At 41.3% G+C, this 22,705-nt stretch carries 15 protein-coding genes; 2 read left to right on the top strand and 13 right to left on the bottom strand.

Going from position 1 to position 22,705, the window contains the following annotated elements; genetic code table 11:
* Positions 1-78: 78 nt before the first annotated feature.
* From BFP75_RS06890 to BFP75_RS06855, 8 genes are all read right to left on the bottom strand, one after another.
* Complete coding sequence (locus BFP75_RS06890; protein WP_099544511.1) at positions 79-2,478, bottom strand: ABC transporter permease; 2,400 nt, start codon at positions 2,476-2,478, stop codon at positions 79-81.
* Between the two features lie 82 nt (positions 2,479-2,560).
* Entirely contained in the window at positions 2,561-4,981 is a 2,421-nt protein-coding gene (locus tag BFP75_RS06885) for an FtsX-like permease family protein (protein WP_099544510.1), read from the bottom strand.
* A gap of 81 nt (positions 4,982-5,062) precedes the next feature.
* Positions 5,063-7,423 (bottom strand): ABC transporter permease, encoded by a 2,361-nt coding sequence (locus BFP75_RS06880; protein ID WP_099544509.1) that lies wholly within the window; start codon positions 7,421-7,423, stop codon positions 5,063-5,065.
* 126 nt (positions 7,424-7,549) lie between these two features.
* Positions 7,550-9,982 carry an ABC transporter permease gene (locus BFP75_RS06875; protein WP_099544508.1) on the bottom strand — a complete coding sequence of 811 codons (2,433 nt, stop codon included), beginning with the start codon at positions 9,980-9,982 and terminating at the stop codon, positions 7,550-7,552.
* Between the two features lie 253 nt (positions 9,983-10,235).
* A complete protein-coding gene (locus tag BFP75_RS06870) occupies positions 10,236-12,635 on the bottom strand; it encodes an ABC transporter permease (protein WP_099544507.1) in 2,400 nt (799 codons plus the stop codon).
* 215 nt (positions 12,636-12,850) lie between these two features.
* Positions 12,851-13,546, bottom strand: coding sequence for an ABC transporter ATP-binding protein (locus BFP75_RS06865; RefSeq protein WP_099544506.1), 696 nt, complete (start codon positions 13,544-13,546; stop codon positions 12,851-12,853).
* 63 nt (positions 13,547-13,609) lie between these two features.
* Entirely contained in the window at positions 13,610-14,860 is a 1,251-nt protein-coding gene (locus tag BFP75_RS06860; protein WP_099544505.1) for an efflux RND transporter periplasmic adaptor subunit, read from the bottom strand.
* A gap of 101 nt (positions 14,861-14,961) precedes the next feature.
* A complete protein-coding gene (locus tag BFP75_RS06855) occupies positions 14,962-16,314 on the bottom strand; it encodes a TolC family protein (RefSeq protein ID WP_099544504.1) in 1,353 nt (450 codons plus the stop codon).
* A 210-nt stretch (positions 16,315-16,524) separates the two neighbouring features.
* On the opposite strand from BFP75_RS06855, the gene BFP75_RS06850 reads away from it, so the two are divergent.
* Complete coding sequence (locus BFP75_RS06850) at positions 16,525-17,889, top strand: sigma-54-dependent transcriptional regulator (RefSeq protein ID WP_099544503.1); 1,365 nt, start codon at positions 16,525-16,527, stop codon at positions 17,887-17,889.
* Between the two features lie 2 nt (positions 17,890-17,891).
* A complete protein-coding gene (locus BFP75_RS06845) occupies positions 17,892-19,238 on the top strand; it encodes a sensor histidine kinase (RefSeq protein ID WP_099544502.1) in 1,347 nt (448 codons plus the stop codon).
* Here BFP75_RS06845 and BFP75_RS06840 read toward each other — a convergent pair.
* The 5 genes from BFP75_RS06840 to BFP75_RS06820 all read right to left on the bottom strand — a co-directional run bounded on the left by BFP75_RS06840 (position 19,235) and on the right by BFP75_RS06820 (position 22,681).
* Positions 19,235-19,576, bottom strand: a complete 342-nt coding sequence (locus BFP75_RS06840) for an MGMT family protein (protein WP_099544501.1) — start codon at positions 19,574-19,576, stop codon at positions 19,235-19,237. The two genes, BFP75_RS06845 and BFP75_RS06840, sit on opposite strands and share 4 nt — an antisense overlap.
* A 4-nt stretch (positions 19,577-19,580) precedes the next feature.
* Complete coding sequence (locus tag BFP75_RS06835; protein ID WP_099544500.1) at positions 19,581-20,210, bottom strand: LysE family transporter; 630 nt, start codon at positions 20,208-20,210, stop codon at positions 19,581-19,583.
* Between the two features lie 3 nt (positions 20,211-20,213).
* On the bottom strand, positions 20,214-20,882 hold the full coding sequence (gene trmB, locus BFP75_RS06830) for a tRNA (guanosine(46)-N7)-methyltransferase TrmB (RefSeq protein ID WP_099544499.1): 669 nt from the start codon (positions 20,880-20,882) through the stop codon (positions 20,214-20,216).
* 45 nt (positions 20,883-20,927) lie between these two features.
* Positions 20,928-21,890 carry a sensor histidine kinase gene (locus BFP75_RS06825; RefSeq protein ID WP_410504076.1) on the bottom strand — a complete coding sequence of 321 codons (963 nt, stop codon included), beginning with the start codon at positions 21,888-21,890 and terminating at the stop codon, positions 20,928-20,930.
* A 104-nt stretch (positions 21,891-21,994) separates the two neighbouring features.
* On the bottom strand, positions 21,995-22,681 hold the full coding sequence (locus BFP75_RS06820; RefSeq protein ID WP_099544497.1) for a response regulator transcription factor: 687 nt from the start codon (positions 22,679-22,681) through the stop codon (positions 21,995-21,997).
* Positions 22,682-22,705 lie beyond the last annotated feature (24 nt).

The following is a 22,705-nucleotide window of genomic DNA, read 5'->3' as shown; positions in this document are numbered from 1 at the left end:
AAATTAGATGTTAGATGTTAGAAATTAGATGTTAGATATTAGACGATAGTTTTTAGACCATCACAAAAAAGATGAAACTTATTCAGTCCGCAGACTTTTTACAGGGTTGGCCTTGGCGGCTTTTATCGCCTGAAAACTTACCGTAAGGATGGTTACGCCCAATGCTCCCAACATAGCCAAAGCAAAAATCCACCACTTTAAAACTACCCGATACGGATATTCCTGTAGCCATCCGTTCATAATGAAATAGGCAATGGGGACAGCGATAAAACAAGAAATGATGACCAGCTTTAAAAAGTCTTTGGAAAGCATATTCCAAACGTTGAATATAGTTGCCCCCAACACCTTGCGAACACCAATTTCCTTCTTGCGCTGCTCAGCAACAAAGGATGTAAGTCCAAAAAGCCCAAGGCAACTGATCAGGATGGCCAAAGCTGTAAAGACCCCGGACAAGGTTCCAATGCGTTCTTCCGAAGCAAATTTTTCCCCGTACTGACTATCCACAAACTCATATTCAAAAGGGATATCCGGGAAGTGCTCCTTGAACACTCTTTCTACTACCGCCAAATTCTGTCCAGCACTTTGGTCCGGGTTCAATCTGAGGTTATAATAACTGGAATTATTGAACCGATCATATACGTAAATACCTTGTTTCACGGGTTCGTAAGGGGATTGGGTAATCATGTCCTGTACTACGCCGATAATTTTCAAGGGAGGCCCTGGGTCTTCCTCGTCATCGTCCTTTAGAAGTTTACCAACTGGGTCTGGCATGCCCAAATATTTTTTAGCGGTTTCATTGATAAGTACGCCCAAGGAATCCGTGGCATACTCCCTTGAAAAATCCCTGCCCTCTACTATTTTTAAGTTGAGCGACTTGGCATATTCCGGTGAAACCTCGGTCCAGGCCAAATCTTCCTGAAAACCTTCCGGTTTTCCTTCCCAGGTAAATCCACTTCTATTGGACCAAATTTGCGTTGTGGGACTACTGGAAGTGGACATTTCTACCACTGCTCCGGAACCTATAAATTCACTGCGCATTAAATCATATTTTCCCTCAAAATCTTGACTGAACGTTGGAATCTGGATAAGCCCTTCCTTATCATAGCCTACAGGTCGGTTTTTGGCATAGTTGATCTGCTGCATTACGATAACGGTGCCAATGATAAATGCCACGGAAACCGTAAACTGTAACACAACCAATATTTTCCTAGGAAGACCTGCGTACTTCCCTGCTTTAAAAGAACCTTTTAGGACATCTACAGGTCTAAAGGAGGAGAGATATAACGCAGGATAACTTCCCGCCAATAAGGAAGTGAACAAGATAAACCCAAGAGATACCAGCCAAAACGTGCCATTGGCCCAAGGAAAGGAGATTTCCTTTCTAGACAGTTCATTAAAACCGTTCAATGAAAGAAGTACCATGACCAAAGCCAAAACAAATGCGAAAAGGACCACCAAAAAAGACTCACTTAAAAACTGATAGACCAACTGACCCTTCTGGGAACCTATGGATTTACGAATACCTACTTCCTTGGCCCGTTTTTCTGATCGTGCCGTACTTAAGTTCATAAAGTTGATGCAGGCCAACAGTAACACAAATGCCCCAATAATGCCAAAAAGCCAAACATACTTGATGCGGCCGCCTACTTGTTCCCCATTTTCAAAACTGCTCCTGAGATGCCAATCCTCCATGGGAAATAGAAAAATTTGTGGATTGAACTCCGCGCTATTCTCATTCAAGGTCTTTTTTATATCCTTTATTTTGTTGGTAACACCCGCCATGGTGGTATTATCCGCAATTTGTACGAACATTTGAAAGGAATTGTTGCCCCATTGGTCCTCCGCATTTCGTATCCATTCATTATTGGCCAAGTACTTTTCCCAAGGAATGATAAATTCAGTATCATTGAAGGTGTTATTAAAAGGAATATCCTTGTAAACGGCACTAACGTTCATATCATGCTCGTTGCTTACTTTGATGGTTTTTCCAATGGGGTCTTCACTGCCAAAAAGTGCATTGGCCGTGGATTCCGATAACATAATGGAATTGATCTCCCTTAATCCGTCCCTTTCCCCTTTTATGATTTCCAGATTAAAAAGTTCTGGGCCCACGCGCTGCATATAATTGCCCGGTCTGGAAATACTCTTCTCCCCGTACTTTAGGTAATGGTCATTGGTCCAAGAACACATGATCAAATGCTCAAAATTGTCACTATAACCGTCTCTCAGCGCCATTTCAAGAGGTCTGGGTATGGCAGGTCCCGTGCCTGTTTCCCCATTAAATGTTTGGGATTGAAAAACCTGGGCGATTTTTCCCTTGTTCTTAAAATAGCTATTATAGGAAAGTTCGTCCTGTATCCAAAGGCCTATGATCAAGGTAACCGCCATACCAAGGGCCAGCCCACCAATATTGATAACCGAATACCCCTTATTTTTTAAAAGGTTTCTCCAAGCGATTTTTAGATAGTTTTTAAACATGATTGATGAATTTTTTGATGCTTTGACTACGCTCAGCACAGGTTGATGATTTATATAAAGACTTTCCTTTTTTTTAAATGTGTCACTCTGTGCGTAAACTTTTTATTGGATTCACCTTAGCTGCCTTTATCGCTTGATAACTTACCGTTAGAATGGCCACTAGTAAGACCCCAATAACTGCAGTTCCAAAAACCCACCATGGCATGCTCGTTCGGTAGGTATAATTTTCTAACCACTGTTTCATAAAATGGTATGCAACGGGAACCGCGATAAGACCGGAAACAATTATCAAAACCACAAATTCTTTGGAAAGTAATTGGAATAAGCTCGGAACGGAAGCACCCAAAACTTTTCGGATGCCAATTTCCTTGGTGCGCTGCTCAGCCATAAAAGTGGCCAATCCAAAAAGACCTAGACAGCTAATGAATATTGCAAGAATCGAGAAAATTTCAGACAATTTTCGCATACGTTCCTCAGTCTTGAACTTTTTTTCAAAGGCAGCATCTACAAATTGATAGTTGAGCGGAACACCGGGCGAGAACTTACCAAAGACCGTTTCGATTTGCCCGAGGGATGCCGCAAGGCTTTTTCCATATACCAGTTTTAAATTAATCCAATTGGTCTGATTATAATTTATGGAATATATGGCCGGCTTAATGGGCTCAAAAGGTGATTCGGTCAATAGGTTCTTAACCACCCCAATGACCTCATGTTGCCCATCATACCAACGAATCTTTTTACCAATCGGATTTTCCAATCCCATATACTTTACAGCAGCCTCATTTAAGATGTAACTGGTAGAGTCCGAAGCAAAATCCCTAGAAAAATCCCGTCCTTGGGCCAAATCCCAGTCGACAGTATTTCCATAATCATGGGATACATAAAAAGCAACAATATTGGTAACAAAATCGGGGTCTTTACCTTCCCATTCATAACCGGCATTACTGTTCCAGACCTCGGTCAAAGGACTTGAGGATTCCGCCATTTCCTGTACCACGCCAGTTTCTTTCAAAGCATCGCGAAGCGCATTGTATTTGCCTTGATAATCTTCTGTAGTTTTTTCGACCATGACCAATCCATTTTTGTCGTACCCAACAGGTCGGTCCTTGGAATGTTGAATCTGCCGATTAACCACCACCGTACCGGCTACCAGAATTATGGAAACCGTAAATTGAACGACAACCAGCACTTTACGGAATGATGTCGCCGACCTTCCTGTACGGATAGTTCCCTTTAACACCTTTACAGGACGGAAAGAGGAAAGGTATACTGCCGGATAACTTCCGGCCAAAAGACTCGTAACCAAAATTAATCCTGCACAAATAATCCAAAAAATAGGGTTGACGAAAGGAAACAAAATCTGTTTGTTGGCCAATTGATTGAAAAAAGGCAGGAATAACAATACAAGTCCACATGCCAAAATAAAGGCACAAAGGGTAACCAACAAAGATTCGAACATGAACTGACCGACCAATTGGTTCCTCCGGGAACCCACTGTCTTTCTTATCCCTACTTCCTTGGCACGTTTTTGGGCCCTGGCCGTGCTTAAGTTCATAAAATTGATACAGGCCAACAGTAGCACAAATATGCCTATAATGCCAAACATACGTACATATTGGATAGTTCCCCCAACGGATTGTCCATTCTGAAAAGTAGACCGTAAATGCCAATCCTCCATAGCATGCAGAAATATTTGAGGATTGCTCCGTTTAGTGCCCTCGGGTAGATGCTGGTATAGAACATTCTTTATTTTATCACTAACGGATTGCATGGAAGAATTGTCCGCTATCTGTGCATAAAGCAAATAAGAATTATTGTCCCATAACTTTTGATCGCGCGCCGTCTTCACCCAATCGTTCATGGTCACATACAACTCCCAAGAAGCGACAAATTGAAGTGCCTTTGGCTCAGAAAACGCACTAAGGGCATCAAAAATATTAGCATTTTTCGGTAAATTTTTAAAAACACCTTTCACCGTAACCACAGCGTCGTTATTCAATTGCATCGTTTTTTCCATAGGATCTTCATCACCGAAAAACGCTTTAGCAGTAGATTCAGAGATGATAATAGCATTGGGATTACTGAGTGCATTGTGATTACCCTTCAACATAGGAAACGAGAACATACGAAGGAAACCTTTTTCCATAAAAGCCCCGTATTCATTCAGGTGCTTATCTTTTAAGGACAACACATTGTCTCCGGGAAAGGAACTCATGACCACCTCATCAAAATCGTCACCGTATGTGCTACGCAATTCATCCGCCAGTGGATAGGGATGATTGTACCGGGTTCGGGTTTCCCCATTTCCAGTCTTGTTCATCAAAACCTGAGCTATGCGTTCATGGTTTTTAAAATTGGTATTGAAGGATAATTCATCATGTACCCATAAGCCAATGAATAGGGCCACTGCAATACCCAACGCAAGACCTCCAATATTTATGATGGTATATCCCTTGTTTTTAAAAAGATTGCGCCAAGCGATTTTCAGATAGTTTTTAAACATGATTGATGATTTTTTGATGCTTCGACTAAGCTCAGCACAGATTGATGTTTTAATAAAGACTTTCCTTTTTTTATAATTGTGTCACTCTGTTCGTAAACTTTTTATGGGGTTCGCCCTTGCGGCTTTGATCGCTTGAAAACTAACGGTAACAAAGGCTACTATCAGGGTCAATCCTCCGGATATGAGGTAAACCCACCATGATATATCTATTCTAAAAGCAAATTCTTCCAGCCAATTGCTCATAAAATACCAAGAAACCGGTATGGCAATCAGGATGGAAACAAAGACCAACTTCAAAAAATCTTTTGAAAGCAGGCCCGTAATGGTGCCCACGGAAGCACCAAGGACTTTACGAACCCCTATTTCCTTGATTCTATTTTCCGCAACATAACTTGCCAAACCGAACAAGCCCAGGCAAGAGATAAAAATGGTCAAAAGCGTAAATATATTGGCGAGTTTCCCCGTGGTACGCTGGTCGTTGAACTTTTTGGCATAAGCGGCGTCCACAAATTCATAGTTAAAGGGATATTCCGGATTGTATTTATTAAAAATACGTTCGGCCACGGCCAAGTTTTGCGCCGTGTTCACCTCTGGGTTCATTCTCATATGAATGACATTGAACCATCCTTTGGCACCTTCTATGACCATAGGTTCTATTTTTTGGAAGGGAGAATTGTACACAAAGTCCTTTATCACCCCTATAATATGCCAATCAATGCCGTTGTCCTTTATTTTCTTACCAATAGGGTCTTCAAAGCCCATTAACTCCAGGGCAGATTGATTTAATATTGCTGCGGTAGAATCCGTTGGGTATTTTTGAAGATCAAAATCCCTCCCTTCTATAAGTTCGAGTCCCATGGTATTTACCACACCATCATCGGAAATCAATCTATGGATAATGGTCTTATCCTGCCCATTTTTACCCTCCCACTCAAAACCCCAAGTATTGCTCCAACTCTCGGTAATGGGTGAATTGGTCTTGGTTACCGATGTAAAGGCCCCGGATTCAAGTAATTCGGTCTTTATCAAATCATAGTTCTTCTCCATATCACCTTCAAGAGAACTATAGATCAGGTTGTTCTTAGCGTATGCCAATTGCCTATTTTGAACTTTATGAAGCTGTTGGGTTATTATCAGGGAAGCGGTTATAAGCACTATAGCTACCGAAAATTGGAGAATGACCAAAACTTTTCTTGGTGTAACCATCGCGTCCACTTTTTTAAAAGTACCCCGTAATACCGATGATGGTTTGAACCCCGATAGATATAGGGCCGGATAACTACCGGCCAACAATCCCGTGAAAATAGTGACCCCAATGGCAACCATCCAAAAACCGATACTCGCCATATTCAATGATAGTGGCCTTTCCACCAAATTATTGAACGAGGGCAGTAATAGTAATACCAGAATAATCGCAAACGTTGCCGAAATAAAAGTAATGAGCACAGATTCCCCTACAAACTGGCCTATCAAGGATTTTCTAGGTGCCCCCAGCACCTTTCGCACTCCCACTTCCTTGGATCTCTTTTCACTGCGTGCCGTGCTCAGGTTCATGAAATTGATACAAGCAATGATCAATATAATTATTGCTATGAACCCGAACATCCTGATCAGTTCAATTCTGCCGCCCATTTCCACGCCATTTTCAAACTCCCCGTATAAATACGTTTTAGAGTAGGGGTATAACAGTGTTTTAATGTCCGGCGTATCCTTGTCATAATTTTCTCGGAGCGAAACGATCTTGTTTGAAAAAGTGTCGATATCCGTGTTTTCCTTTAAAAGAACATACGTGGCCACCGAATTATTTCCCCAATTTTTGTCGTCCCAACCTTGTTGGGTCAAATAGGACCAAGGAATTAAAAATTCAAAGCTAAAATGTGTGTTGGGCGGTACATCCTTCAAAATTCCGGTAACCTTAAAAATGTCCCTGTTATCAATTTTAACCATCTTCCCAATTGGGTCCTGGTTCCCAAATAATTTTTCCGAAAAGGATTCTGTTATAACTACGGAATTGACATCGTTCAAAACGCTATTAACGTCACCTTGTATCAAGGGAAATGAAAACATGTCTAAAAAATCTGGGTCTACCATGGTCCCAGTTGCCTTAATCTTTTGGTCGTTCCAAGCAAAAAGGTACGAGTTATCGTAAAAATATCGGGATACTTTCTCAATTTCGGGATAATCCTTTTTAATGGTAGGCGCCATTGGTTTTGGTGTGGAATTCCAAGTCCATATTTCCCCTTCAATTTCATATTGGTTATTTACTTCGTATAAGCGGTCTATTTTTTCATGGAACCTATCAAATCCCAATTCATAGTTGACCCATAGAACAATCAGCGTGGTCATTGCAAGACCAATGGAAAGTCCAAGAATATTCAAAAAAGAAAAACTTCTATTTCTGATTAAGTTTCTCCAAGCTATTTTTAGATAGTTTTTTATCATGTTGAAAATCGTTTTTCGATGTTGGTTGCAGGTTCCCTACTCATGGTTAAGGACGAGAAGAGTCGGTTATTGCCAAAAATTAAATTTAAATTCACTGCTAACTGCTAACTGCCAACTGCCAATTGTTTACTCCGATCTCAAGCTCTTAACAGGATTCACAATTGCTGCTTTTATACTTTGATAGCTTACCGTTAATATAGCGACGCCTACTGCCAATAAAGCTGCTAATAAAAATACCCACCAAGGGATATCAATTCTATAGGAAAAATCCTGTAACCACTTGTCCATAGCATACCATCCTAGTGGCAAAGAAATTAAAATGGCAATACCTACCAATTTGAGAAAATCTACCGTAAGCCGATATGAAATCTGGCTTACACTTGCCCCCATTACCTTTCTTACGCCTATCTCCTTGGTTCGCTTTTGGGCATTAAAAGCTGCTAATCCAAATAATCCCAAGCAGGCAATAAAAATGGAAAGAACAGTAAATATGATAAAGATTTTACTTAGGCGCTGCTCTGCTTCATAAGTGGTATTAAAGGAATCATCCATAAAGCGATAATTAAAGGGTTGCCCTGGGGCAAAAGTTTCCCAAACATTCTCTAGTTCAGCAAGGGTTTCGGTGTATGCACCTGGACTAATTTTCGCTGCTAGAATTCCTGGGGTCTGATTCCAAAAAAGACCAAGAGCACTAATATTTTCCCTTAAGGATTCATAATGAAAATCTTTCACTACCCCTATAACCTTGTAGAATTGCGGTCGTTCTAAATCTATATCCTGAGAGATTTGCGTTCCAAGGGCCTCTTCGGCATTCATCCCCAAAACTTTCAGGGTCGCCTCATTGATTATTACTGCTGTAGAATCTGTTGCATATTGCTTATTGAAGTTTCGACCGGCCACCAACTCCATGCCCAAGGTGCCAATATAATCGGGGTCTACATTCCAAGTCTGCATCTGAATAGCGTTTTCTTGCGTCATAGCTCCCTCCATAAAATACGAACTGTTAGACCTTGAAGACGGGGTTGGCAAATAATAACTTATCGTCGCATTTTTTACATCACCAATTTTTAAAACCTCTTCCTTAAATGACGCTAACCTATCGCCCACCGCAAAAATATCTTCAACAAGAACTATTTGTCCTTTGGAAAAACCTAAATCCTTGCTCTGTATATAATTTAACTGTTGAAATACAACCAGTGTACTTACAATTAAGAAAACAGTTATCGTAAACTGAAAAACAACCAAAGTATTTCTAATATTTCCTCCCCCAACACTACTTTGCGCTCCACCCTTAAGTGTTTTTACCGGATTGAATTTTGACATAAAAAAGGCAGGGTAACTTCCAGAGAGTAATGCTAACAGAATAGTAGCTAAAAGTAAAACCCCCCAAAATATTGTATTAGAAAAAGGAATTGATACAGCCTTACCGGATAGTTCATTGAAAAATGGAAGGACTACCATTGTTAATATAAGAGCCACCAACAATGAAATAAATGAAATCAAACCTGATTCTGTTAGAAATTGCCTGATTAATTCCATCTTATTTGAGCCAAGCGTTTTACGTACTCCTACCTCTTTGGCACGTTTTAGAGAATAGGCCGTAGAAAGATTCATAAAATTCACACAGGCCAGAACTATCAAAAAAAAACCTATAAATGAAAGAATATAGATATTCTGAATACTGCTGTTAGCACTCATCTCGGAATCTCGATTGGAATAAAGGTGGATATCCGTAAGTGCCATAGTATGGTATCTTAAATAATTACCTGCTTCAATAAAAGACTTTTTAGTAATTCCTGGAAAGTGTTGTTGCGCCCATGGTAGCATATAGGTATCCAACATTCCCTCTAACGGTTCTTGAAAGTCTGCCACATCTGCCGAAGGAATGAGCTTTACGAACGTGTAATAATTATTACTTCCCCAATTAATCAATTGGGCATCCGCATAACCGGACATTGCCATAAAAACAGTATGCTCCCTTAGAAAGGAGTTTTTTGGCAAATCATCAATTACTCCGGTAACAGTATACGTATCACTATTGTTCAACAACATGGTTTGCCCGAGTGCATTGTCAACTCCAAAGTGTTTTTCTGCCGCAGTTTTGGTCAGTACCATAGTATTTGGTTGCTCCAGAGCGGTATTGGCATCCCCAACCAATAATTCGATTCCAAAAAAATCGAACAAAGTAGAATCGGCAAAAGACACCCTTAATTCCTTTGTATTAGCTTCCGTCCCAGTTTTTCTTAGTAATAAGCTCCCTCGGTCACGAAACCTAACGGTAGATTCTACCTGTGAAAAGTCCTTCTGCATTGCAGCGGCCATTGGAGCGGCTGCCTCAGCCGACCTCATTTCAGCTCCTCCGAATTTAATATCGGTATCAATTCTGTAAATACGTTCAGCATCGGCGAACGTCTTATCAAAACTTAACTCATCATGAATATATAATGAGATTAAAAGGGCACCAGCCATACCAATGGCAAGTCCGAAGGTGTTGAGGAAGGTAAAAAAAGGTTGTTTTCTTAAACTCCTCCAGGCGATTTTGATGTGATTTTTAAACATGATTGTTCGTTTCTTGATTGATGCTTCCACTACCTAAGCACAGGTTGATGCTCAGGCTCATATTATGCTTTTTCCAATTTCGTGCCAATTAGTCAATTATTTGTTTTACAGGTACTTGAATAATTTTTTCTTTTTAAGGGTGTAAAATATTTTGACAAATCATGTACAATATATTTACAGGAAGCCCCTCCAAAAAATTCTAAAACCCCTTTATAATCAACATGTCTAAATCAGAAAAGCATATTAAATTGCTTTACTCTGTTCTTAAGCTTTTTACGGGGTTGGCCCTTGCCGCTTTTATGGCTTGGAAGCTTACTGTGGCCAAGGCTATAGCCAATGCAATCCCCCCCGAAAGGGCAAAGACCCACCACTGTATATCAATCTGGTACGCATAGTCGTTTAACCATTTGTTCATGGCATACCAAGAAAAGGGTGTTGCAATCAAAATGGCCAATAATACCAACTTCAAAAAATCTTTAGACAACAGCAAAGCAATACTTGATACCTCGGCCCCTAAAACCTTGCGTACTCCTATCTCCTTGGTTCTTTGAACGGCACTATAGGTGGCCAACCCCAACAATCCCAAACAAGCGATTAAAATGGCGAGAAAGGAAAAAATGGTGAATAGGTTTTTAAACTTGAAGTCGGCCTCATACTGTTGGTTAAAGGAGTCATCCAAGAAACTATAAAGAAAAGGGCGGTGGGGCACCAGTTCTGCCCATTTATTTTCAATATTGGATATCGCTTGTTGAATGTTCTCCGATTTCACTTTTAAAGAAAGGTATTTACCATACTGCGAATAACGTAAAGTCAATGGTGCCACTTTTTGATGCAAGGACAAGTAGTTGAAATCCTTTACTACGCCTATAATGGTACCTTCGCGACCCCATTGTTCAAAGCGCTTACCGATTATATCCTCTGGGTTGGCATAACCAAAACTTTTTGCCGCAGCTTCATTGACCACCATGGCCTGAGTGGAATCTGTAACGAACTCCCGTGAATACGGCCGTCCGGCAACAACTTCTATTTCGTAGTGCGGAATAAAATCAAAATCGATTTCATATAGAAATGGGTCAAAGTTTTTCATTTGACCTTCTGGCGTCTGAATACTTGTTCCCGCAGCAGGAAAATGACTTCCTGGCACAGTGCGCGAACCGGCTACCGAAACCACTTCGGGGAGTTCCATAAACTCACTTTTTATGGTTTCCATATTATCAAGTACTTCCCCGTCCCAATTAAAATCGATGACCAATTGCTGCTCCCTGTCAAATCCCAGATTTTTGTCCAACATGAATCCCAACTGAAAATACACTATTACCGTGCTGGCTATCAATGCTATGGATAGACTAAATTGAAATATGACCAATCCTTTCCTTAGCCTATTTCCGTTTTGCGATGTTCTAAAAACACCTTTTAATACGCTTGAAGGTTTAAAACTTGAGAGCACAAAAGCGGGATAGCTACCGGATAAAAGTCCAATGATCAAAGCCATTCCGGCATATAGCAATACTGTAGAGCTGTCAAAAATTTCCTCCGTTAAAAATGGTTTTCCGGTAATTCCACGCATCGCAGGAAGACATAGAAATACCAAGGCAATGCCTAATATCGATGCTAAAAAAACCATAGTCAACGACTCTCCCAGAAACTGATACACCAATCCTTTCTTGTTCGCTCCAATCACTTTCCTAATCCCGACCTCCTTTGCTCTTTCCAAGGAGCGGGCCGTTGCCAAATTCATAAAATTGATACATGCAATAATCAGGATGAAGAGTCCAATGATGGCAAAGATGTAGATATTGGAAAGGCTGCCCGTAATACCTGGCTGCCTTGCAGCTTCAGATTGTAAGTACGCCTCACTCAAAGGTTCAAAAGAAAGGTCGTAGTAATATTCGGCATCTTCTTCTGGGCGATTCCTCTCTAAGAATGCTGGCATTTTTGCCTGAAATGCCTGTTGGTCGAAATTCTCATCAACAAGAAAATAGGTGTAGAAATCTACATAGCCCCAAAAATCGAAAATTTCAGGCCTGGTCTCATAAAAAGAACTCATGGACATCAGCACATCAAAGTTGAAATGTGAATTTGAGGGTACATCTTTCATTACGCCCATTACGGTATAAACACCGTCATTTGCCCTTCCCCCTACACCTTTAATAGCCTTGCCCATGGGGTCCTCGTCTCCAAAATATTTCTTCGCAGTACTTTCCGTCAGGACTATGGAATATGGTGCTTCCAAAGCCGTTTTTGGGTTGCCGGAAATTAAAGGCCATGTAAAGACATCAAAAACCGTTGGGTCCATATAAAAGCAATTGCTCTCTTGGAAGGAACGTTTATTATACTCCAATAGGACATCTGATCTCCCAGAAAATTGGACTATTTCTAGTATTTCCGGAAAGTCGGATTTTAAAGCGGGACCTACCGGGGCATTTCCCCAAATCCATCGGTCTTCCGTATTATCCGGACTGTTGTGATGTACCGCCCTAAAGATTCGATCTCCCTTTTCATGATAGCTATCATAGGAAAGCTCGTTCTTAATGAACATCGCAATCAACAAAAAACAGGTCATTCCTATGGCGAGACCTCCAATATTAATAGCCGAGTACCCTTTGTTCTTTAATAGATTTCGCCAAGCGATTTTGATATAGTTTTTTATCATGTTTGCTGTTTTTGTCTCCTTGATTAGATGAGGATTTGATTGATGAATAAACTCCTTTTTTCAATTAGCAATTAGCAAGAATACTTCTTACATTATATAGATACAATTTTCAAAACCATTGCTTATTGTTTGTATACTGTTCAATAAGTTATGTTTCCTTCTCCTCTCCGCCTGTGCTAAGCGCAGTCGAAGTATTGGAGGGGCCGGGGGAGGCTTTACATCATGGCCCCAATTGCTCGGTTTTGACTTTCTGTAACTATCTGTCCATCGAATAAGTTGACTACCCTGTGGGCATAGTGGGAATCCCTGTCAGAGTGGGTAACCATGACAATGGTCGTTCCTTCTTGGTTCAGCTCTGTTAGCAAATTCATGACCTCGATACCATTTTTGGAATCCAAGTTACCGGTGGGCTCATCCGCCAAAATCAATTTTGGATTGGTTACTACGGCTCTTGAAATGGCCACACGCTGTTGTTGTCCACCGGATAATTGCTGCGGAAAATGCTTTTGCCGATGGGCAATTTTCATGCGTTCCAGCACCTTCATCACTTTTTCCTTTCGCTCGCTCTTTCCCATTTTTAAATAGATGAGCGGTAGTTCCACATTTTCGTAGACCGTTAGTTCATCGATCAGGTTAAAGCTCTGGAATACAAAACCAAGATTGCCCTTTCGCAATTGGGTACGCTGGCTTTCCTTGAGTCCGCCCACTTCATGACCGGCAAAGTTGTAACTGCCATCAGTTGGATTGTCCAACATACCAATAATGTTCAATAGGGTAGATTTTCCACAACCGGAAGGTCCCATAATGGCCACGAATTCACCATCTTCCACTTTTAGGTTTACGTTATTTAGCGCCAAGGTCTCCACTTCCTCTGTCCTGAAGCTCTTTTTTAAATTTTTGATAGTTATCATCTCTACTTTTGATTAAATTGATTGTTATAATGACATCCAGTACATCTGAATGTGACAGTTTTTTTATTTTAATACGATTCTTTCCGCTTCCCCAAAGCTGTCGTAGTTGCTGGTGATCACTTTTTCACCCGCGTCCAATCCTTCCAGCACCTCATAATACCTTGAATTTTGTTTCCCTATCCGTATAGGTCTTTTTAAGGCTTCTTCACCATCCGGACCTACAACAAATATCCACTGGCCCCCCGTACTTTGGAAAAAGCTTCCTTTGGGTACCAATAAGGCATCGCTGGATTCCCCCAATTGCAACCGTATGTTATAGCTCTGACCGGTACGAATCGTTTCAGGTTTTTCACCCGTAAAGACCAAATCCACACGGAATCTTCCATTCCTAACCTCAGGGTATACCTTTCTTACCTTTAAAGGAAATTCCGTTCCATTCCGTTCAAGCACGGCGTTCAAATCCCTTTTCACCCGATCGATATAATGCTCATCAATATCGGCTTCGATTTTATAATCGGTCAAAACATTGATCTGTCCAATACGTTGCCCTTGCGATATATTTTGCCCAATTTCGGCATCCAAAAACCCTAGTTGACCATCGGCAGGGGCGCGCACATTTAAATGGTCCAGTCGCTGGTATACCATCCCTAATGTCTTCTGCATTCTGGCCAAATCGTTGTCAAGACCCGTCAAGGATGTTTCACGTAACTCATCATCGTTCTCAGTCTGAAGCTTGATTATTTCATATTGTTTTTGGGACAGCTCATAGTTCTCTTTGGAAGTAAGATACGCCTCCTGGGAAATCAATTCCTCATCGTAAAGGGCCTTGTTCTGTTCATAATTCCGCTTTAAACGCTGAAGGTCTGTACTCGCAGTTGCCAAGGAACGCCTTCCCTCTACCTGACGGGAATCAAAGGTCAACTTTGTGGAACGAAGGTCATTTTGTTTCAAGGCCAAATTACTTTCGCTGGCCAAAATCTGCTCGTACAGGTTCATGTTTTCCAGTTTTAGGATGATATCGCCTTTTTTGACCATGGCTCCTTCCTCGATCAATTTTTCGGTAACCCTTCCTCCCTCATACGCATCCATATAAATGGTGGTGATGGGAGCCACATTTCCGTTAATGGTGATATAATCATCGAACTTGCCCTGGGACACCTCTGCGATTGAAAGCTTATCCTTTTCTGTTCTAAAAGTGGAAACAGAACTGGCAAAAAGCAACTGATACCCCACAAATAACAACAATAATCCCAAAGCTATATACCCATAATGTTTGGGGCGTAATCCTTTTTTCTTTTCTAATTTAATATCCATTTTGTTCGTTGTTCGTTGTTCGTTGTTGTTGTTGTTGTGGTTGTGGTTGTTGTTGATAATGTAAAAAGTTATTTTTCACTTTTCATTTTTAGCTTTTGGGGCTAATGCGCTTTAACATCAAACACTGGCAATCCCCTATAAAAATCCAAGGTACTCCTGTTTATTTCTGACCGAAGCCTTACTTGTAAGTTCTCGTTTTGGGCACTAGCAAAAAGATTTTTTGCCGTGAAAAGTTCAATGGCGTTGATCATGCCTTTCTCGTAGCGCTTCTGTGCTATGGTGAACGACAATCGTTGCGCCTCCATATTTTGTTGGCTTTGCTCCATTTCAACCAGCAAGGAATTGTACTCCTGAACAAGCTGCTGTATGGTCTGGAAAAGGACTTGCTCCTGAACTTCCAGATTATTTTCCTGACGTAGCTTTTCTATTTTGGCCTGTTTCACCCTAGATCTTGCAGACCAACCATTACTTATGGGAACACTAAGACTGATACCGTAAAACCTAGAGGTATTGTCCCTGAACTGCTGACGAAATGGGAAGGTATTGCCTAGGGAATCCTGAAAGGTTTCAAAGTAACCTGTTCCAATACCCGCGAAAAGGCTCAACGACGGATATAGATTTCCCCGGGCAACGCCCACCTGTTTCTTAGCGGCTTGTGCCCGTAATTCCTGCGCCTTTATCAAGGGCAAAAAATCCCTGGCCTTCTCATATACGGAATCAGATTCCATGGTCCCTGTAACTTGGGCTTCTACCTCTTGGCCCATATCTGTGATAATTTGAATGTCTGAAGTATTCTCCAGGTTCATTTCCTGGATCAGCGTCAACTTGGCCGCAGCCAATTGATTTTCAGATTGGGTAAGGTTTAGCTCATCGGCCAATAAAAGGGATTGCGCCTCGTACAAATCGGCACCCGCCATCAATCCCAACTCGATTTGTTTCTCCACTAGTTGATAATTGGTTCTAGAAACTTCCAATTGCTCTTTCGCGATCGCCACCAGCCCTTCAAAAAAGCGGATGTTGTTAAACGCCTGCATCACCCTAAAAGCCAAAAGATACTTTTGTTGCAATACCTCTTCTTTAGTGGCACTGTACAATAATTTGGACGCCTTAATGGAATTTATTTTTTGAAAACCCCTGAACAAATCGATATTGGACTGCAACGAATAGCTATTGGAAAAGAAATCCTGAACAACAAAGGTACCCGTATTGGGGTCTTCCGCCCTACCGGAATTTATGGTATAATCTGAATTGGCGTTCAAAACCGGCAATAGGTTTCGCACGGATTGTCTATAGCTTTCCTTATTGGAAAGGTTGTTATATTCAAAATTGTTCAATTGTAAATTATTTTCCAAGGCATAGGAGATGCATTCATCCAAGGTCCACGGCTTTTGCGCCATTAGGCACGTACTCCATAATAGAAAGATAAATAGTAATAATCTTAGAAAATGTATCATACTTTTTTTATGCTATGCCAAAAAACATACTATTTACATGCCATAAATACAAAAAATTGATTTTCAATACATTAAAAATTTTTTACAGTGTAAAACAACAACACACTGTAAAATAGTTGTACAGATATTGTAAAATATTTTGACACTTGCTAAAAACCAATCCCCTCAATTTGTAGCTTTATCCGTATCAACCCACAAATTATTCACATTATGGTGGATGCAAAAATATTGGTCATTGATGATAATAAGAGCGTTTTAAGTGCTTTGGAAATACTGTTGCAATTCGAGTATAAGAGCGTACAGACCATCTCAAACCCCAATCAAATCACGTCCTTTCCAAATTTTAATTCGTTGGACATCATACTGTTGGACATGAATTTTTCCGCTGGCGTGAACACTGGGAACGAAGGACTTTACTGGCTTCGGGAAATCAAAAAAAAAGCGCCCCATATTTCCGTCATCATGATGACCGCATACGGCGCAATCGACCTTGCCGTAGAAGCTTTAAAGGAAGGTGCTTCGGACTTTATCCTTAAACCATGGAACAATGAGCGGTTATTGACAACCGTAAAATCGGCATACGAATTAAGAAAAACCCAAAAGGAAGTACTTCAGTTAAAGGAGAAGGAATCCAACCTAAAGCAGGTCATCAACCAAAATTCCAACTACATCATCGGGAATTCCAAGGCCCTGAACCACGTGTTATCCTTGGTACAGAAAGTGGCCAAAACGGATGTAAATGTTTTGGTAACAGGGGAAAATGGAACCGGAAAGGAGTTGATAGCTAGGGAACTCCATAAACTATCGGCACGGCAAAACGAAGTATTCATTTCGGTGGATATGGGGTCTATCTCTGAAAATTTATTTGAAAGTGAGCTTTTTGGTCATGTAAAGGGCTCTTTTACAGATGCCAAGGATGATAGGGCCGGGAAATTCGAAGCGGCCAATGGTGGTACTTTGTTCCTGGACGAAATAGGGAATCTTTCCCTACAAATGCAGGCCAAATTGCTTTCGGCCATTCAAAACAGGGTTATAGTAAGGGTGGGGTCCAATAAAAACGTTCCCATTGATATCCGATTAATTTGTGCCACGAACTGCAATTTGGACCAAATGGTTGCCGATGGACTGTTCCGGGAAGATCTATTGTACCGCATCAATACCATTCGTGTGGAAGTTCCTCCCTTGCGTGAACGTGAAAATGATATTTTGGTGCTGGCAGATTTCTATTTGAACAAATTCATAAACAAATACGGGAAACAAGGATTGCGCATCAACCAACAGGCGCAGGAAAAACTACTGGGCTATGCCTGGCCTGGAAATGTGCGGGAGTTACTGCATACCATGGAGAGGGCCGTTATTTTGAGCGAGGGCAATGTATTAAAACCCGATGATTTTTTATTGGAATCCAAAAATACCCTTTCCTTGGAAAATGGCCCCAGTACCTTGGAAGAAATGGAGTTGATGATGATAACCAACGCCTTGAACAAACATGAAGGCAACTATAGTGCCGCTGCGGAAGCATTGGGGATTTCTAGACAAACGCTTTATAATAAGCTTAAAAAAACCTCTAAATAATTATGGTAAGCCGCAATATATACCTCCAACTGGTATTTAGGATTGTTTTGATCGTACTGACCGTTGTGGTTACGACCTACCTCTTTTTTAAGGGAAACTATGTAGGATGTGGTATTGGTATTTTGATATTGATTGGACAAACATCCGCACTTATCAATTATGTGAACCAGACCAATCGTAAGATCGCCTATTTTTTTGATGCCATAAAGAATGAGGATTTCACCCTGCGATTTCCCGAAAAATTAAGCGTAAAATCCTTGGAGGAACTTAACCATAGCCTAAACATGCTCAATAGCATGATACAGGACATTCATTTAAAAAAACAGGCGCAAGAGCAGTACTATCAAGAAATTCTGCGGCAAGCGGATATTGGGATTTTTACCATCAATCCCAAGGGTCATATTCTTTTTGCCAATCCCACCGTTCAGGATTTGTTCAATTACAGGCCCTTGAACCACGTAAAGCAACTCAATCAAGTGGATACGGAACTATACCAACTCTTTCAAAATCTGGCCCCATTTGAAAATAAAATATTCCAATTGGGAAATGAAAGAGGCAAAAGGGATTTAAGTATAAAATGTACCCCCTTGACCATTGAGGAACAGGAATTATTGCTGGTCGTTGTCCACGATATCCACAGGGAATTGGACGACAAGGAAACAGATTCATGGGTGAAGTTGATCCGCGTGCTCACCCATGAAATCATGAATACCATCACGCCCATAACTTCGATATCCGAGTCCATCCTACGATACTTCAAAAAAGGAGGCTCACTTACGGACCCGAACGAATTTAATAAAGATCAAATCAAGAATACGGCAAAAGGATTGGAAGTTATCAAAGACCAAGGGAACGACCTTATGAGTTTTGTTCAATCCTATAGGACCTTTTTAAGCGTACCGGAACCGGATAAGGAATTGATTCCCGCCCATAAACTTTTGGAACGTGTAAAACTGTTGTTGGATGAACAGGATACGGAAAACAAAATTACTATCGACCTTGAAATTAGCCCAAAAGACCTAGCGATGTTCGTGGACCAAAAGCAAATCTCCCAAGTATTGTTAAACCTGGGAAAAAATGCCAAGCAGTCCTTGGAGGGGCAAGAAAATGGGGAAGTAAGGTTTATCTGTGGCATCAATGAAATGAACAAAAAATACATTCAGGTACGGGATAATGGCCCCGGCATTCCCCCTGATTTATTGGATGCCATTTTCGTGCCGTTTTTTACCACCAAAAAATCCGGAACGGGCATTGGTTTGAGCCTTTCAAAACAAATCATGAGATTGCACGGTGGAAGCATCCAAGTACTTTCCAGTGAAAACACGGTATTTACCTTGATTTTTGATTAAAGGGTTTCACCCAATTCCTTCCAAGGATCCCAGAAATGTCCCGCCAAATTCTGTATCTGGTTGTCCTTGACCTTTACTCCCTCACTTTCCAACAATTGCTGCATTAAGTTCGTACCCTCAAAATGATGCTTCCCTGTTAAAAGTCCGGCTTTGTTTACCACCCTATGGGCGGGAATATCATCCCTATTGTGGGAGGCGTTCATGGCCCACCCTACCATTCTGGCACTACGGGCGGCCCCTAGATATTTGGCAATGGCACCATAGGAGGTAACCCTTCCATAAGGTATCTGTTTGGCTACTTCATAGACCTTTTCAAAAAAATTATCGTTATCTGCCATGTACCTACCGATTTAATACCCGAACAACGGTGATTATCAACAAAATCACCATTAGAAAGGAAAGAATGTAGTTCGCATTTTTTTCAAACCGATTTGTCTTTTGCTCCAGTTTGTCAAAGTAAAATACATACAGGTACAGCACCGAAAAGGTGCCCAATCCGGCCGCCAAAACGAAGATGGCTATATCCAAAAACATGAACTTGATCCAACCCGATGCATTCCACATGATGTTCAGTCCGCTGTAGTAAGGAATCGTCAAAAAATTAAGCGCGGCGAGAAACATTCCCTTTAGATAACTATTGCGCTTACTGATTTTGATCGCCTTGATCTTTGCTTTTTTGTTTCGTTTGGCAGCTATGAAAAAATAGACTGCCAAAGAGGCGAAGACTACGATGGCCACTTCCAGCAGGGTAGATACCACTTGGGGGTTTCTATCCAGGAATTTAGAGATAAAAACAGCTATGGTTGCCTGTAACATAATGACCGTAGATACCCCTAGACTAAAAATAACCCCGTTAAGCTTATTTTTCTCCACACTGGTCTTGGCGGCATTTAAATTCAAAAGACCCGGCGGTACCGTGGCCATGAACGCCGCTGAAAAGGTAGCGAAGAAAAGGATGAGCAAATGTTGCATGAGCTAGTGTATCCTAAACTGAATATAGGTTATGGGTTTCCCCTTCTCAAGATACTGATTTTCGTAGAATGTCTGTATCTCCAAGACATCCTTTGGGCTGCCTTCATTTTTGTAGACGTCGTGATTGGCGTAAATAACATCCAGCCCCATACCATGCAATAGTCCCAACGTATAGCCGTGCATAAACTCACTATCGGTCTTAAGATGCATCAATCCTTGGGGCTCCAAAATTCGTTTGTATTTCTCCAAAAAAGCCGCATTGGTCATTCTATGTTTGGTACGTTTGTACTTGATTTGGGGGTCTGGAAAAGTAATCCAGATTTCAGAAACCTCGTTTTTTCCAAACAAAAGGTCCACCAGCTCTATTTGGGTTCTTAGAAAGGCTACATTTGACAATTCTTCCTCCAAGGCAGTTTTGGCGCCCCTCCAAAATCTGGCGCCCTTGATATCGATGCCTATGAAATTCTTATGCGGGTTCCTCTTGGCCAGACCTATGGTGTACTCGCCTTTTCCGCAACCCAGTTCCAGTACGATCGGATGGTCGTTTTTAAAATGTGCCTTCCAATTTCCCTGGTATACAAAACCATTGGTGACTTCTTGCCGGGTTGGTTGGATTACGTTTGGAAAGGTTTCGTTTTCCTTGAATCTTTTTAGCTTGTTCTTACTGCCCACAATTAGTTCTTTAAAACCACAAAGCTAAGAAAATTGAGAAGGCCCTTATTTTTTGGATTTTGTATTTTCCAACTTGCTCTTCTCCAGGGTGAAGGAAAACTCGGAGCCCACATCCTCGGAACTCTCCACGTAAATTTTCTCGCCGTGGGCCTCTATAACGTGCTTTACGATGGACAGACCAAGGCCACTTCCACCTTCCTTTCTACTACCACTTGGATCAACCCTGTAAAAACGTTCGAACAATCTGGGCAAGTGATTGACAGGGATGCCCTCCCCGTTATCGGTCACCCGTACAATAACCTTGTTCTTTACCAAATTTTCAACGCTTACCTCGGTAGTGCCGTTCTCGTTCCCATATTTAATGGAATTTACAAGCAGGTTGGTCAATACTTGTTGGATTTTTTCCTTATCGGCATATACCATTATAGGGTTTGGATAGGCCATATCAAAAGTGAGGACAATTTTCTTTTTGTGGGCCTTCATTTCCAAGAGATCAAAAACATTTTGAATGAGCTCGATAATATTGAAATCCTCCTTTTCCAAGCGTAAATCGCCCACCTCCAATTTGGTAATCAAATCTAGGTCCCTCACGATATAAATAAGCCGCTCCACGGCCTTGTTGGCCCGGGAAATATACTTTCTCCGAATGTTCTTATCCTCTATGGCCCCATCCAAAAGGGTTTCCAAATAGCCCTGCGCCGTAAATAATGGGGTTTTTAGTTCGTGCGAAACATTACCCAAAAAATCCTTTCGGTATTCTTCCCTTATTTTAAGCGTATCGATTTCTATCTTCTTGTCCTTGGCAAATTTCTCAATTTCGGCGGTCAGGGTACGCATATCCGTGGTTACCGGGTTGGTGGAGAGCGGCGTGGATTCCAACAATTCCACATCGTCATAAATTTTCTTGATCCGGCGGTAGATGAATCGTTCGATCCTTAATTGAAGGGTCACAAAGGAAAGGGTGAAAATAAGGAAGGAGGCAATGCCCAATAGCAACCCGTCAAACATATTCAAATACCAAAAAAGACCTCCAAGAACAAAAAAGGAAATAGCTCCTATGTATAATGCCGACCGAAAGGCAAACCTATAGGATTTTTTAGATCGTACGGCCATTACAGTACAAACTTATACCCTACGCCTTTAACGGTCTTAAAATGATCTTCCCCTATTTTCTCACGTAGCTTACGTATGTGGACATCAATGGTCCTTCCGCCAACGACCACCTCATTGCCCCAAACCCGGTCCAAGATGACCTCTCGCTTAAAAACCTTGTTGGGCTTTGAGGTCAACAGGGCCAATAGTTCAAACTCTTTTCGCGGAAGGATGATTTCCTCCCCATGATTGATGATCTTGTATTCTTCCCTGTTGATGACGATGTCCCCCACCTTGGTAATGTCATCTACGGGCCCATCCTCCTTGGACAATCTTCTAAGCAAGGCATTTACCTTGCTAACCAAAACCTTTGGTTTTATGGGTTTTGTAATGTAGTCATCGGCGCCCGCATCAAAACCGGCCACCTGTGAATAATCCTCGCCTCGGGCGGTCAAAAAGGTAATTATGGTATTTTCCAATCCCGGCGTCTTCCTCATGATTTCGCATGCCTCAATACCGTCCATCTCGGGCATCATGACATCTAGGATAATCAAATCAGGGAGCTTCTTTTTGGCCTTGCTCACACCCTCAGCACCGTTTTTGGCCGTAATGATCTCATAGCCTTCGGAAGAGAGGTTATAACTTAAGATTTCCAAAATATCCGGTTCGTCATCCACTAAAAGTATGGTAATATCCTTTTTCTTCATTTTTCCTATGGTTTGGTCTTTAAT

The organism is Maribacter sp. 4G9, assembly GCF_002742265.1.
GTDB lineage: Bacteria > Bacteroidota > Bacteroidia > Flavobacteriales > Flavobacteriaceae > Maribacter.
This window is presented reverse-complemented; position numbering and strand designations above follow the sequence as displayed.